Source organism: Pseudomonas sp. Hz4, assembly GCF_054898165.1.
In genome coordinates this window covers 3,641,501-3,654,764 of record NZ_CM142719.1, presented here as the reverse complement: position 1 = coordinate 3,654,764, position 13,264 = coordinate 3,641,501, and the positions used below count along the sequence as shown (strand labels likewise).

12 protein-coding genes and 1 tRNA gene are annotated in these 13,264 nt (G+C 59.2%); 6 read left to right on the top strand and 7 right to left on the bottom strand.

Annotation, left to right across the window (positions count from 1 at the left end; genetic code table 11):
• Positions 1-248: 248 nt before the first annotated feature.
• Positions 249-1,337: a 3-deoxy-7-phosphoheptulonate synthase gene (locus ACYZTR_RS16665; RefSeq protein WP_461972596.1), complete on the bottom strand. Its 1,089-nt coding sequence runs from the start codon at positions 1,335-1,337 to the stop codon at positions 249-251.
• Positions 1,338-1,673: 336 nt separating this feature from the next.
• On the bottom strand, positions 1,674-1,802 hold the full coding sequence (locus ACYZTR_RS16660) for a hypothetical protein (RefSeq protein WP_461972594.1): 129 nt from the start codon (positions 1,800-1,802) through the stop codon (positions 1,674-1,676).
• Positions 1,803-1,980: 178 nt separating this feature from the next.
• Between ACYZTR_RS16660 and ACYZTR_RS16655 the strand changes: the two genes are divergently transcribed.
• The 5 genes from ACYZTR_RS16655 to ACYZTR_RS16635 all read left to right on the top strand — a co-directional run bounded on the left by ACYZTR_RS16655 (position 1,981) and on the right by ACYZTR_RS16635 (position 5,749).
• Entirely contained in the window at positions 1,981-2,424 is a 444-nt protein-coding gene (locus ACYZTR_RS16655) for a GNAT family N-acetyltransferase (protein WP_461972592.1), read from the top strand.
• Positions 2,425-2,550: 126 nt separating this feature from the next.
• Complete coding sequence (gene gacA / locus ACYZTR_RS16650) at positions 2,551-3,192, top strand: response regulator transcription factor GacA (RefSeq protein WP_008015884.1); 642 nt, start codon at positions 2,551-2,553, stop codon at positions 3,190-3,192.
• A 2-nt stretch (positions 3,193-3,194) separates the two neighbouring features.
• A complete protein-coding gene (gene uvrC / locus ACYZTR_RS16645; RefSeq protein ID WP_461972591.1) occupies positions 3,195-5,018 on the top strand; it encodes an excinuclease ABC subunit UvrC in 1,824 nt (607 codons plus the stop codon).
• A gap of 32 nt (positions 5,019-5,050) precedes the next feature.
• Positions 5,051-5,611 (top strand): CDP-diacylglycerol--glycerol-3-phosphate 3-phosphatidyltransferase, encoded by a 561-nt coding sequence (gene pgsA / locus ACYZTR_RS16640; RefSeq protein ID WP_017339130.1) that lies wholly within the window; start codon positions 5,051-5,053, stop codon positions 5,609-5,611.
• A 62-nt stretch (positions 5,612-5,673) separates the two neighbouring features.
• Positions 5,674-5,749, top strand: a tRNA-Gly gene (locus ACYZTR_RS16635).
• A gap of 216 nt (positions 5,750-5,965) precedes the next feature.
• On the opposite strand, the gene ACYZTR_RS16630 is transcribed toward ACYZTR_RS16635, so the two are convergent.
• From ACYZTR_RS16630 to ACYZTR_RS16615, 4 genes are all read right to left on the bottom strand, one after another.
• Complete coding sequence (locus ACYZTR_RS16630; protein WP_461972589.1) at positions 5,966-7,531, bottom strand: amino acid permease; 1,566 nt, start codon at positions 7,529-7,531, stop codon at positions 5,966-5,968.
• Positions 7,532-7,685: 154 nt separating this feature from the next.
• Positions 7,686-8,846: an iron-containing alcohol dehydrogenase gene (locus ACYZTR_RS16625; RefSeq protein ID WP_461972587.1), complete on the bottom strand. Its 1,161-nt coding sequence runs from the start codon at positions 8,844-8,846 to the stop codon at positions 7,686-7,688.
• Positions 8,847-8,849: 3 nt separating this feature from the next.
• Complete coding sequence (locus ACYZTR_RS16620; protein ID WP_461972585.1) at positions 8,850-10,241, bottom strand: aldehyde dehydrogenase family protein; 1,392 nt, start codon at positions 10,239-10,241, stop codon at positions 8,850-8,852.
• 7 nt (positions 10,242-10,248) lie between these two features.
• Positions 10,249-11,622, bottom strand: coding sequence for a glutamine synthetase family protein (locus ACYZTR_RS16615; protein ID WP_461972583.1), 1,374 nt, complete (start codon positions 11,620-11,622; stop codon positions 10,249-10,251).
• A 197-nt stretch (positions 11,623-11,819) separates the two neighbouring features.
• Here ACYZTR_RS16615 and ACYZTR_RS16610 point away from each other — a divergent pair, with 197 nt between their 5' ends.
• A complete protein-coding gene (locus tag ACYZTR_RS16610) occupies positions 11,820-12,137 on the top strand; it encodes a carboxymuconolactone decarboxylase family protein (RefSeq protein ID WP_461972581.1) in 318 nt (105 codons plus the stop codon).
• Between the two features lie 107 nt (positions 12,138-12,244).
• Here ACYZTR_RS16610 and yghX read toward each other — a convergent pair whose 3' ends face one another.
• Positions 12,245-13,132, bottom strand: a complete 888-nt coding sequence (gene yghX, locus ACYZTR_RS16605; RefSeq protein WP_461972579.1) for a YghX family hydrolase — start codon at positions 13,130-13,132, stop codon at positions 12,245-12,247.
• Positions 13,133-13,264: the final 132 nt, after the last annotated feature.

Below are 13,264 nucleotides of genomic sequence, written 5' to 3'. Positions count from 1 at the left end.
TGGGCTCACTCTAAAGCACACCAGCAGCTCGGCGTTGTATGAAAAAGCCGCTGTAACCTGATGAAAACGGAATAGAAAATGTACGAAAGTTCGAAAGTAGATGAGGTCTTGGTCGGAATATTTGGACATCTTTTTAACTGTAACAGCGCGTTTTTCTTCGATGGCCTACCTCGGGAACGCCATTTGCCTGCTAATCGTTTCTCGATTCCGACGTCCAGTCCTCTGTTGGGACTGGACAAGGGTGTGGCTCACGCCGGTTGTTGATCCCGGCTCTGTGCCATGAGGCGGTCGGCTGCCTGGCGCAACAGCTGTTCCGTCCCGCTCCAGCCAAGGCAGCCGTCCGTGACTGACACGCCGTAACGCAGTGACGGGCCCAGCGGTTGGCAACCTTCGAACAGATGGCTCTCGATCATCATGCCGATCAGCGATCGGTCACCCTGCAGGCGTTGTTCAAGCACGTCGTTGAACACCGCCGGCTGACGCAACGGGTCTTTGCCACTGTTGGCATGGCTGCAGTCGACCATGATCCGCGCCGGGATTCTGAGTTTGGTCAAATCGCTGTGCACCTGGGCGACACTCGCGCGGTCGTAGTTCGGCCCGTGATGGCCTCCGCGCAATACCAGGTGCGTGTCGGGATTGCCCGGGGTCTGAATGATTGCAGGATGACCCTGGCTATCGACACCGAAATGGCGATGCGGATGGGCGGCGGAGCGCATGGCGTCGCTGGCAACACCGGCCTCGCCATCGGTGCCGTTCTTGAAACCGACCGGCATGCTCAGGCCGCTGGCCATTTCCCGGTGGATCTGCGACTCGGTGGTGCGAGCGCCAATGGCGACCCAGCTCAGCAGGTCCTCGAAGTAACCGGCGGCCATCGGTTGCAGCAGTTCGGTGGCAATCGGCAGTCCCAAGCGGAGCATCTCGCGCATCAACTCGCGGGACAGCGTCAATCCGCCTGCCATGTCATCGCTGCCATCCAGGTGGGGGTCGTAGGCCAGGCCTTTCCAGCCGACTGTGGTGCGAGGTTTTTCGACGTAAGCGCGCATCACCAGCAGCATTTCACCGCTGACCTCGGCGGCGAGGCGGGCAAGGTTGCCGGCGTATTCGAGGGCGGACTTTGGATCGTGTATCGAGCAGGGGCCGACGATGACCAGCAGACGGGAGTCTTCACCGTTGAGGATCGCGCGAACCGCTTGGCGGTGGGCGGCGACTTGCTGGCTCAGGGCGTTGCTGAGTGGTAATTGCTGTTTGAGTTGCAATGAGCTGGGCAGACGCAAGGTCAGCGCTTCATTGGCAGGGCTCAAGGTGGACAGCGGCAGAGCAGAAACGGACGAGTTCATATTCGGGCTTCCTGGGCTGGCGGCGGGTTCGTTCCCGCGTACTCGGCCCTACTGGGGTGTTCGACAATTGGCCGGATTGGCTGCGTGTGTGTGCTTGCCACCTGTGGGTGACCGATCGGAGGCGGCAGGCTGTCCCGAGCGGAGGCTGCTAAATCGCCAGGCGGTAAAACTGTCGTGACGGTAATAAGTGGCGTAGTTCATTTTTTAATCCTCTGGTTGTCGGGTCTGTCGCTAAAAATGTGCGGGGCTGAAAAAACAAAACCCCCGGTCGGGAAGCCGACCGGGGGTTGAGAATTCTCTGGTGGCGACCCGTTTAAAGTGGGCGCCATGTGGGTATCAGGCGCGCCAGTGGCTAAACCAATACCCAAAATAAAAGCTGACCGAAGCACAGATGTCGTTCACCCGGGCAGCCGCGACCGAGCGCAGGGCGCTGGCGGTGTGAAGCGGTGAGAGGGTGTTGAACATGGACTTTCTCCGATGAATGCGCCGAGCTTACTCGAGGCCGGTACGCGGATTCAATCAGAAAATGCTATCGATCACCGGCGGCGTGTTCTATCGCTTGAGTGCGCCGAAGGTTGTGACACACTTTGAACTTAAACTAAAAACACAGCAGGCAACCTGATGGTCGTGTTGCGGAGGCTTGATGGCATTTGAATTACGCCCGGCGACGCTCCGGGACCTCGACTTCGCTCGTGACCTGACCCGCAAAAACATGCTGCGTTATTACATTCAGCACGATCTGCTGTGGCAGGACGAAGGTTTCGATGTGGGCTGGGCAGGGCGCGAGAACTGGTTGATTGTGCGCGACGAGACCTTGCTGGGCTACGTGAGTCTGAGTCGTGATGCCAAAGCCCTGTACATCCGCGAGTTGCATGTCATCGAAGTGTTTCGAGGGCAGGGCGCCGGTTCCTGGGCAATCGATCAGGTATTCAACATGGCGTGTAAGGAGCGGCGCCCGGCATTGCGTTTGACGGTTTTTGAAAACAACCCCGCGCAAGGGTTGTATGAAAGAAAGGGCCTGAAGGTCGTCGGTACGGACGAGTGTTTCCTGAGAATGCAGCGCGATATCGATGCCTTGCCTGGCTGAAACACGCATACGACAAGCCTTTCAAGATGTATTGAAACTTTTTATATGACGCTTGCCGCTAGGTCTGCCAGTCGCTTTTTGCTAAGGTGTCGGCAACTCAATAAGACCATATCGCGAGGTGTCTGCTTGATTAGGGTGCTAGTAGTCGATGACCATGATCTCGTTCGTACAGGCATTACACGAATGCTGGCTGACATCGATGGCCTGCAAGTAGTCGGCCAGGCTGAGTCAGGGGAAGAATCCTTGCTCAAGGCGCGTGAGTTGAAACCCGATGTGGTGCTGATGGACGTCAAGATGCCCGGTATCGGTGGTCTTGAAGCCACGCGCAAACTATTGCGCAGCCATCCGGATATCAAAGTCGTCGCGGTCACCGTGTGCGAGGAAGATCCGTTTCCTACAAGGTTGTTGCAGGCGGGTGCCGCGGGTTATCTGACCAAGGGTGCCGGGCTGCCGGAAATGGTCCAGGCCATCCGCCTGGTATTCGCCGGGCAACGCTACATCAGCCCGCAGATTGCACAGCAGCTGGCGATCAAATCCTTCCAGCCGACCAATGATTCGCCTTTCGACGCGTTGTCGGAGCGGGAAATCCAGATTGCGTTGATGATTGTCGGCTGTCAGAAAGTCCAGATCATTTCCGACAAGCTCTGCCTGTCGCCAAAAACAGTGAATACCTACCGTTACCGCATTTTCGAAAAGCTTTCGATCAGCAGCGATGTCGAGTTGACGCTGTTGGCGGTTCGTCACGGCATGGTTGATGCCAGCCTCTGAAAATGACTGAAGCCTTCGATCCCAGCGCCTTTCTGTCGACAGTCAGTGGGCGTCCCGGTGTGTATCGCATGTTCGACAGCGAGGCACGCCTGCTCTACGTCGGTAAGGCCAAGAATCTCAAGAGTCGTCTGTCGAGCTACTTCCGCAAATCCGGCCTGGCGCCCAAGACCGCTGCGCTGGTGGCACGTATCGCTCAGGTCGAAACGACGATTACGGCCAATGAAACCGAAGCCTTGCTGCTTGAGCAGACGCTGATCAAGGAGTGGCGTCCGCCCTACAACATCCTGCTGCGCGACGACAAATCCTACCCCTATGTCTTTCTCTCGGATGGCCAGTTTCCACGCTTGAGCATTCATCGCGGCGCGAAAAAGGCCAAGGGCAAATATTTCGGTCCTTATCCCAGCGCCGGTGCGATCCGTGAAAGCCTGAGCCTGCTGCAGAAGACGTTTTTCGTTCGTCAGTGCGAAGACAGCTATTACAAGAACCGCACGCGTCCTTGCCTGCAGTACCAGATCAAACGCTGCAAGGCGCCCTGTGTCGGGCTGGTGGAGCCCGAGGTGTATGCCGAAGATGTGCGGCACTCGGTGATGTTCCTTGAGGGGCGCAGCAATGCGTTGACGGATGAGTTGTCCGCAGGAATGGAAGAGGCAGCGGTCAACCTCGAGTTCGAGCGAGCGGCGGAGTTGCGCGATCAGATTTCATTACTGCGCCGAGTTCAGGATCAGCAGAGCATGGAAGGCGGGACCGGCGATGTCGATGTGATCGCCGCGTTTGTCAATCCGGGTGGTGCCTGCGTTCATTTGATCAGTGTGCGCGGCGGGCGGGTGCTGGGGAGCAAGAACTTCTTCCCGCAGGTGGGTATTGAAGAAGACGTTTCCGAGGTCATGGCGGCGTTTCTTGGCCAGTATTTCATCACCAGTCCAGAACGCGACTTGCCGAGCGAACTGATCGTCAACGTGGTTCACGAAGACTTCCCGACCCTGATCGCGGCCATCGAAGAGTTGCGCGGTCGCGAATTGATCATCAGCCATCGGGTTCGTGGCACGCGAGCACGCTGGCAGCAGTTGGCGGTCACCAATGCCGAACAGGCGCTGGGTGCACGCCTGGCCAATCGTCAACACGTTGCCGCACGTTTCGATGCGCTGGCAGAAGTGCTGAACCTGGACGAGCCACCCCAGCGTCTGGAGTGTTACGACATCAGTCACTCCAGCGGCGAAGCGACCGTGGCATCCTGCGTGGTGTTCGGTCCCGAAGGCCCGATCAAGTCCGACTACCGTCGCTACAACATTGAAGGCGTCACCCCAGGCGATGACTACGCGGCGATGCACCAGGCCCTGACTCGACGCTTCAGCAAACTGAAGGACGGGGAGGGCAAGCTACCGGACATTCTGCTGGTGGACGGTGGCAAGGGACAGTTGTCCATGGCCCGCGACGTGCTCAATGAGCTGGCGGTGCCTGACCTGATTCTGCTTGGCGTGGCCAAGGGCGCCACGCGCAAGGCCGGTTTCGAAACCCTGTACCTGAACGATGCTGCCCACGAATTTACCTTGCGCGGCGATTCTCCCGCGCTGCATTTGATCCAGCAGATCCGCGACGAAGCTCACCGTTTTGCGATTACCGGGCACCGCGCACGTCGTGGGAAAACCCGCCGAACGTCTACACTAGAGGGCGTCGCCGGTGTCGGGCCGACCCGTCGTCGCGATTTGTTGAAACATTTTGGTGGATTGCAGGAGCTGTCTCGTGCCAGCATCGAAGAGATCGCCAAAGCCCCCGGGATCAGTAAAAAGCTCGCAGAGTTGATTTATGCAAATCTGCACAGCGAGTAGAATGCCCCCTCACCTCGTAGCCAGTTGTGCCGATGAATATCCCTAATCTGATTACCGTACTACGCGTCCTGCTCATTCCGATCTTCATTTTACTGTTCTACCTGCCTTATCAATGGAGCTACCTGGCGTCCGCCTCGGTCTTCGCATTTGCTGCCGCGACAGACTGGCTCGATGGGTATCTGGCCCGCCGACTGGAACAAAGCACGCCGTTCGGGGCTTTTCTCGATCCCGTTGCTGACAAACTGATGGTCGCTGTTGCGCTGGTGTTGCTGGTGCAAGAACATGGCAACCTGTGGCTCACGCTGCCGGCCGCCGTGATCATCGGTCGCGAGATTGTCGTCTCGGCACTTCGCGAATGGATGGCCGAACTCGGCGCCCGCGCTCACGTCGCCGTGTCAAACCTGGGTAAATGGAAAACCGCCGCGCAAATGCTGGCCTTGGTGATTCTGTTGGCCAATCCGTCGGACTTCACGTTCTGGGTGCTGGTGGGGTATGCCTTGTTGCTGATATCCGCGGGCCTGACGTTGTGGTCCATGGTCCAATATTTGCGGGCGGCCTGGCCGCATCTGAAGACTGATGTGGAAAAGAAATAAACTTTTTTGAATCAAGGTGTTGACGAGGATTCTGGATTCTATAGAATGCGCCACACCAAGACGCGGGAATAGCTCAGTTGGTAGAGCACGACCTTGCCAAGGTCGGGGTCGCGAGTTCGAGTCTCGTTTCCCGCTCCAAGCATTGAAAAATGGATCTCTGAAAAGAGGTCCATTTTTTTCGTCCAAAGAAAAGTCTTGCCTGGGTTCGTCCCGCTACATTCCCTGAAAACACTTAAGTCCAGCCCCAATGGATACGTTTTTCGCGCAGTTTCTTGGCGAACAACTGTGGCGAGGGAGCAAGTACTTTCGCCACAGGTTACTCATCGTTCGTTCTATCTATTAGCTGACTGTAAATCAACTTCCAGCGCGTTTATTCAATGCCTCTTCAGCCGCCGCAATCTCAGCCTGGCGCTTGACGATCACGTCGCCAATCGGCGGCCCCTGGAAGCGGCGGGCTTCAAAACCGAACCAGACGATGGCCGTCAGCACCAGGAAGCCGATGGTGATGTACAACGCCCAATCGTTCGGCGGCTGAATGCCGATGATGAAAATGATCACCATCGAGAGGATTGAGAGGATGGCAAACACGGAGTACCAGAAGCGTCCCATGTTCCATGGCCCCATGGTCGGCCACTTCGAAGTCCCGTAGGTAAACAGGCCCAGCACGATGGGGATGACGAAGGAAAAGAACAGGAAGATCACCGTGCAGGACACCACGATGGTATAGACCGGCGTTTCGCCGACCGATATCACCGACGATCCCCAGACGAACAACACCGCGAGGGTGGCACCGGTCCAGATCGCCGCCACCGGGCTGCGACGGGTCGGCGAAACCGACGCCAGTGCTTTGGAGAAGGGCAGGCCGCCGTCACGGGAGAACGCAAAGATCATGCGTGAGACCGAGGTCACAGTCGCCAACCCGCAGAGAAACTGCGAGATGAAAATCGCCACGTACAACGCCGTTTTTACTGTCGGGTTCACCTGAGTGTCCATCGCCCAGAAAAACACGGTCCAACCATGCTTGGCCGCCTCGTCCATGCTCGGCAGCATCAGTACAAACGAGCTGAGCATGACCCAGCCGAACAGCAACGACCAGACCACCGACATGACCATGCCACGTGGCACTGACATGGCCGCATTGCGGGTCTCTTCCGAGGTGTGCGCGGAGGCGTCATAGCCGGTGATGGTGTAGATCGGCAAGAGCAGGCCGAGCATGAAAATCCAGCCGTTCGAGACCTGTGGCCAGACGCTGCCGCCCGCTTCGCCGGAATAGTTGCTGAAGGTCCATAACCGGGCGAACTCATAACTGGGCGCCGATATCAGGCACACGATGGTCAGCGCGAGCGCCGTGGCGAAAATCAGATAGCCCGAGAAGTCGGTGAGCTTCGCCGTCAGGCCGATACCCAGGTGGTTACACAAGGCCTGGAGGCCGGTCAGGATCGCCAGAAAAATCACCCGGGTCGTGGTGGTGTCTTCCATGCCCAAGGCCGGTCCGAAGGCGCCGAAAAAGAAGTAATAGGTACCGACGTTGATCGCACCGAGCACGGTGACCAACCCCAGCAGGTTGAACCACGCGGTCAGCCAGCCGGTAAAGCGGTTGCCGAGAATCGAGCCCCAGTGATAGAGGCCACCGGCGGTGGGGTACGCCGAGGAAATCTGCGCCATGGCCATGGCGAAAACCCCGGAGATCAGGCAACCGATCGGCCAGCCGATGCCGATTGACGCACCGCCCGCACCCGAGGTGCCTTGGGCGAGTGAATTGATACCACCCGAGAGAATGCAGATGATCGAAAAGGAAATGGCAAAGTTGGAGAAAACGCCCATCCGTCGCGACAGCTGCTGGGCATAGCCCATGCTGTGCAGCACCTTGACGTCATCGTCTTGCGGCGCGCTTGTGCCGGGCTGACTTGCTGGATTCATGTTGTGTGCCCCTTAGGTTTTGATACGCATCCATCCGGGTTGTACGTGGCCGGATGGGCTGGCCTTCAACCCCTTGTCGTACTGCTCCTTTTTCTTACCGATAAACTCCGTCCATGCTGCGAGTTCGCACCTTGGCCATGGACAGACAACTGCTCTATAGACGGCCGTGGTACGCCGCGTCGAAAATTTCTGCCGCGCCATTTCGGGTCAATGGCAGCGGGTTGCCGCCAGCGCAAGGGTCGACAACCGCCATGTCCGCGATCAGGTCGGCCTGCCGATCATCCACCCCCAGCTCAAACAGCGTGTGCGGCACGCCGATGTCCTTGCGCAACTTGAGGACGAAGGCCAGAAAACTGTCGAAGCCGGGAGAGGGCAGACGCAAATAAGCCGCGAGGCGGGTGATGCGTTCCTCGATGGCCGGGCGATTGAATTTCAGGACATAGGGCATGAACGTGGCATTGGTCATGCCGTGATGGGTGTCGTACAGGGCGCCCACCGGATGTGAGAGGGCGTGCATCCCGCCCAGACCTTTCTGAAAGGCGGTAGCGCCCATCGCGGCCGCCGCGAGCATTTCCGCTCGCGCCTCAAGGTCCGAGGGTGTGTGTACGGCTCGCACCAGGGCATTGGCGACCAGGCGCATGCCTTCCACCGCAATGCCTTCGGCCATGGGATGAAAGCCTGGGGCGCAATAGGATTCAAGGCAATGCGCGAACGCATCCATGCCGGTGCCCGCGGTGACCTTTGCCGGCATGCCGACGGTGAGGGCCGGGTCGCTGATGACCACGCGCGGCATCATTTTCGGGTGGAAGATGATGCGTTTGGTGTGCGTACGCTCATCGATGATCACCGCCGCACGACCCACCTCGGAGCCGGTACCCGCCGTGGTCGGCACCGCAATGATCGGTGCGATGCTGCCTTCGTCGGCGCGTGTCCAGTAGTCGCCGATGTCTTCGAAGTCCCAGACCGGGCGGGTCTGGCCACTCATGAAGGCGATGAGCTTGCCCATGTCCAGGCCGCTGCCACCGCCGAAGGCGACCACGCCATCGTGTTTTCCGGCGCGCCAGGCCTCGAGTCCGCCTGCCAGATTGGCTTCGACCGGGTTGGGTTTAAGATCGCAAAACAGCGCGACGCCAAGGCCGGCGGCGCGCAAGGCGTCCAGCGCCGCCGTGGTGATCGGTGCACGCGCCAGGCCACTGTCGGTGACCAGCAACGGTCGCTGGATCCCTTGGCTGCGGCAGATCTCGGCGAGCTCGGCAATGCGGCCAACACCGAAGCGGATGCTGGTGGGGTAGTTCCAGTTCGCGGTCAGGCTCATGGCTCAGATCTCGTGGCGCAAATGGAAGGATTTCGCTCGGGTCAGGTTGTCATAGCCCAGGCGCGACAGCGTGACGCCGCGCCCGCTGTTCTTCACCCCTGTCCAGGCCAGGGCCGGGTCGAGGTAATCGCAGCGGTTCATGAAGACGGTGCCGGTGTCGATCTCGTTGCCCAGGCGTTCGGCGGCGGCAAGGTCTTGCGTCCAGATGGAAGCGCTGAGCCCGAACTCACTGTCGTTCATCAAGGTGATGGCTTCGTCGTCGCTGGCCACCGACATGATGCCGACCACCGGACCGAAACTTTCCTCACGCATCACCGACATTTGATGGGTGACATCCACTAACACCTGCGGCGCGAGGTAGGCGCTGCCCGGCGCATCGGCAGGAAAATCCTTTGGGTCGATCAGCGCTCGAGCGCCCTGTGTCAGTGCTTCGGCGATCTGACCGCGCACGAAATCAGCGGCGGTGGGTGTGACCAGGGGACCCAGTGTGGTGGCTTCGTCCAGCGGATTACCAAGCACGTATTGGCGGGTCAAAGAAACGAAGCGCTCGATAAAGGCCGGGTAAATTTTGCTATCGACATAGATACGCTCGATGGCGCAGCAGCTCTGCCCGGAATTGAAGAAACTGCCATCCACCAGATTTTCTACCGCATGTTCGAGGTTGGCGTCTGCCCGGACGTAGGCCGGGTCTTTGCCACCCAGCTCCAGGCCCACGCCGAGGAAACCTCCGACAGCAGCGTGTTCCATGGTCTTGCCGGCTTCGACCGAGCCGGTGAAGTTCACCTGCTGCACCCGTCCTGAGGCAATGATCATCGCGGTATGGAGATGACTCAGCAGCAGGTTTTGGAACAATCCTTCGGGCAGATTGGCACGGCGAAATGCCTCGGCGAACCGTTCACCGACCAGCAGCGTTTGCGACGCGTGTTTGAGGATGACACTGTTGCCGGCCATCAGCGCCGGGATGATCGTATTCACTGCCGTCAGGTAGGGGTAGTTCCAGGGTGCGACGACCAATACCGTACCCAGCGGCTCGCGTTTGATACAGCGTCGAAGACCGGCGACGGGTGTGGGTTCAAGCGCTGCCAGCGCTTCAGGCGCAATGGCGATCATATGGCGGGCACGCTCTTCGAACCCGCGCAGTTCGCCAGCGCCAAAGCGCACCGGACGGCCCATTTGCCACGCCAGTTCCGGCACGATATCGGCCTTCATGGCCAGCATCGCATCCACCGCGGCGCTGCAAAAGGCGGCACGTTCGCTCAGTGGCCGGCGTTTCCATTGCGCCTGGGCAGCGTCGGCAGCCGCCAGCGCCTGGTCAATCTGCGCAGCATCGGCGCAGCGGCGTTCGGCGTAGACCCGGCCATCGACCGGTGAGATGAGTTGAATGGTCGAGGTCATGGTGGTCTCAATAGCGCTCAAAACCGCGCTGCAGTTCCCAGTCGGTGATCCGCCGGTCGTACTCTTTCTGCTCCCATTCGGCGGTGTGCACGTAGTGGTCGATCACTTCATCACCAAACGCCTCGCGCAACATGGTCGAGGCCTGGAGCGAGGCGCTGGCTTCGCGCAGCGTCTTCGAGACTTCAGGCAAATGCTCATCGACGTAGGCATCGCCCTCGAAGGGCGGCGCGAGGGTGAGCTTCTCGTCGATTCCGGCCAGTCCCGCAGCGATCAAGGCGGCGAAGGCCAGGTAAGGGTTGAGGTCGGCGCCGCCGATGCGACATTCAATGCGGATGGCTTTGCTGCCTTCTGCGCATAACCGAAAGCCTGCGGTGCGGTTGTCCCGACTCCACACCGCCCGGGTCGGTGCAAAGGTGCCGGCCTGAAAGCGCTTGTACGAATTGATGTAGGGCGCGAGAAAACAGGTGATGTCGTTGGCGTATTTGAGCTGCCCGGCCACCCAGGAGCGCATCAATTTCGACATGCCAAATTCCGCCTTGGGGTCGAAGAACAGCGGCTTTTTGGCGCTCTTGTCCCACAGCGAATTGTGGATGTGGCTGCTGGAACCGGCGGCGTCATAGCGCCACTTGGCCATGAACGTGATCGCCTTGCCCTGCAGTTGCGCGATCTCTTTGCAGGCGTGCTTGATGATGACGTGGTGGTCGGCCATGGTCAGGGCATCGGCATAGCGGATGTTGATTTCTTCCTGGCCCGGGCCCCATTCACCCTTGGAGTTTTCCACGGGAATGCCGCAGGCCTGCAGATGTTTGCGAATCGCCCGCAGCACCGGTTCCTCGCGGGTGGTCTGCAGGATGTTGTAGTCCTCGATGTAGTGACCGGCCGTCTTCGGCTTGTGGTAGTTACGCTCGTGGATGGCCTCGTAGCTCTCGTCGAACAGGTAGAACTCCAGTTCCGAGGCGAACATGCCGGTGTAACCGCGCTCGCGCAGTCGCTCGATCTGCTTTTTCAGGATCGCCCGCGGGCTGTGTGGCAGGTCGCGCCGATGGTGATGATCGAGCACATCGCAAAGCACCAGCGCCGTGCATTCAAGCCAGGGCACCCGTCGCAACGTGGCCATGTCGGGTTTGAGCACAAAGTCGCCATAGCCTTTGCTCCAGCTGGCCGCGGCGTAACCTGGTACCGGCTCCATGTCGATGTCGTCGGCCAGCAGGTAATTGCAGCAGTGGGTTTCTTCGTGGCCGCTGTCGATGAAAAACTCGACCTGGAATCGCTTGCCGACCAGTCGCCCCTGCATATCGACCATGCACACCAGCACGGTATCGATCTCGCCGGAGGCGGCGGCACGTTTGAGTTCGGCTAAGCTGAGGAAGGGCTCGGTCATCACGTCAGTCCTGCGTGAAATGTTTGGGCCTGTCTGAAATAGCTGTTGCAGACGCTCTCCAGAACAAACCAAAACCGGCAGACGCGAGCATCGTGGGCAATAAGCTGATGTAAGCGTAGCCTACTGCCGCAGAGTGCAAGTTTCGAAAATCGAAGCCTGATGATTCTGTTCGCACCTCCCACGCGAGGACACAAAAGATGGCAAAGAAGAGAGAGCACAACACCTACCAACGTCTCGAACAGCAGTACCCGGATTACTTGGCTGCAGTGGAGGCCCTGGGTAAGGCGGTGCGTCATACCGGCCCACTGGAGGAGATCGTTATCCAGCTGATCCAGCTCGGTGCTGCTGCGGCCATTCGCTCTGAGGGCGCGGTGCACAGTCATACCCGACGAGCACTGGAGGCCGGCGCTACGCCAGAGCAGATCCGTCACACGCTGATCTCACTGACGAGCACCATCGGTTTCCCGACCGTCGTGGCGGCCATCAGCTGGGCGGACGATGTGATTGAGACCTGAACGAGGGCCTATTGAGCCGCGTTTAAGCACCTGACGCGTCAGCTTTTCGAAAACCTCCATTCATGCGGAATCTGGCAACAGTGTCAAAGCAGACTTCAGCGTCACCGTTAAGCCAGATACCGCCGAAACCACCCCAGCGTCCGGTCCCAGGCCAGCTTGGCCGCGGCGTCATCGTATCGAGGCGTGGAGTCGTTATGGAAACCATGGTTGGCGCCGGGGTAGATGTAGGCTTCATACGTTTTACCCGCGTCTTTCAATGCCTTCTCATAGGCGGGCCAGCCTTCGTTGATGCGCGTATCCAGTTCGCCGTAGTGAAGCATCACCGGCGCCTTGATTCTGGCCACATCTTTGGCTTCTGGCTGTCGGCCATAAAAGGACACGCCAACCCCCAGTTCCGGATAGGCCACGGCCGCAGCATTGACGACGCCACCGCCGTAGCAGAACCCGGTGATCCCGACTTTTCCGCTGGTTGCGTCGTGCTTCATTAACCACTCGATGGCGGCGAAAAAATCGTTCATGAGCTTTTCAGGGTCGACGGTCGCCTGCAACTCCCGGCCTTTGTCATCGTTGCCAGGATAGCCGCCCACCGACGTCAGGCCATCGGGGGCGAGGGCGATGAAGCCTGCCTTGGCCACACGCCGCGCGACATCTTCGATGTAAGGGTTGAGCCCGCGGTTTTCATGCACGACCACCACGGCCGGCACCTTGCCGGTGGCTTTCGCCGGGCGCACCAGATAACCACGGACCTGCCCGTTGCCCTTGGGCGATGGATAGGTGATGTATTCGGCAACAATGTCCGGGTCGGTAAATTCAATCTGCTCGGCGAGAGCATAATTCGGACTCAGGGCCGCGAGGAGCGCGCTGGCGGTCAAACCGCCCAAGGTGAATAGCGCCGCTCGATCCAGAAATTCACGCCGGTTGATCTTGCCGTGGGCGTAGTAGTCGTACAGTTCGAGCAATTCCGGGGCAAAATCTTTCGCAGTGAGACGGGTCATCTGTGCGCTTCCTCTTGGGCGGGTCGATTGCGCTGTCGGCTGGACAGCGTGAGCGATACCTATCGAGCGTAGCCGTTCAAAAAAAGAGGCCTCGAAGACTGGGTGAAAACGAGGAGAGGTGACTCAAGCAAC

What these genes read in the sequence shown, in the direction of transcription:
- ACYZTR_RS16665 (WP_461972596.1), bottom strand. Translation starts at nt 1,337, where the DNA reads ATGAACTCGTCCGTTTCTGCTCTGCCGCTGTCCACCTTGAGCCCTGCC.
- ACYZTR_RS16660 (WP_461972594.1), bottom strand. Translation starts at nt 1,802, where the DNA reads ATGTTCAACACCCTCTCACCGCTTCACACCGCCAGCGCCCTGCGCTCG.
- ACYZTR_RS16655 (WP_461972592.1), top strand. Translation starts at nt 1,981, where the DNA reads ATGGCATTTGAATTACGCCCGGCGACGCTCCGGGACCTCGACTTCGCT.
- uvrC (WP_461972591.1), top strand. Translation starts at nt 3,195, where the DNA reads ATGACTGAAGCCTTCGATCCCAGCGCCTTTCTGTCGACAGTCAGTGGG.
- pgsA (WP_017339130.1), top strand. Translation starts at nt 5,051, where the DNA reads ATGAATATCCCTAATCTGATTACCGTACTACGCGTCCTGCTCATTCCG.
- ACYZTR_RS16630 (WP_461972589.1), bottom strand. Translation starts at nt 7,531, where the DNA reads ATGAATCCAGCAAGTCAGCCCGGCACAAGCGCGCCGCAAGACGATGAC.
- ACYZTR_RS16625 (WP_461972587.1), bottom strand. Translation starts at nt 8,846, where the DNA reads ATGAGCCTGACCGCGAACTGGAACTACCCCACCAGCATCCGCTTCGGT.
- ACYZTR_RS16620 (WP_461972585.1), bottom strand. Translation starts at nt 10,241, where the DNA reads ATGACCTCGACCATTCAACTCATCTCACCGGTCGATGGCCGGGTCTAC.
- ACYZTR_RS16615 (WP_461972583.1), bottom strand. Translation starts at nt 11,622, where the DNA reads ATGACCGAGCCCTTCCTCAGCTTAGCCGAACTCAAACGTGCCGCCGCC.
- ACYZTR_RS16610 (WP_461972581.1), top strand. Translation starts at nt 11,820, where the DNA reads ATGGCAAAGAAGAGAGAGCACAACACCTACCAACGTCTCGAACAGCAG.
- yghX (WP_461972579.1), bottom strand. Translation starts at nt 13,132, where the DNA reads ATGACCCGTCTCACTGCGAAAGATTTTGCCCCGGAATTGCTCGAACTG.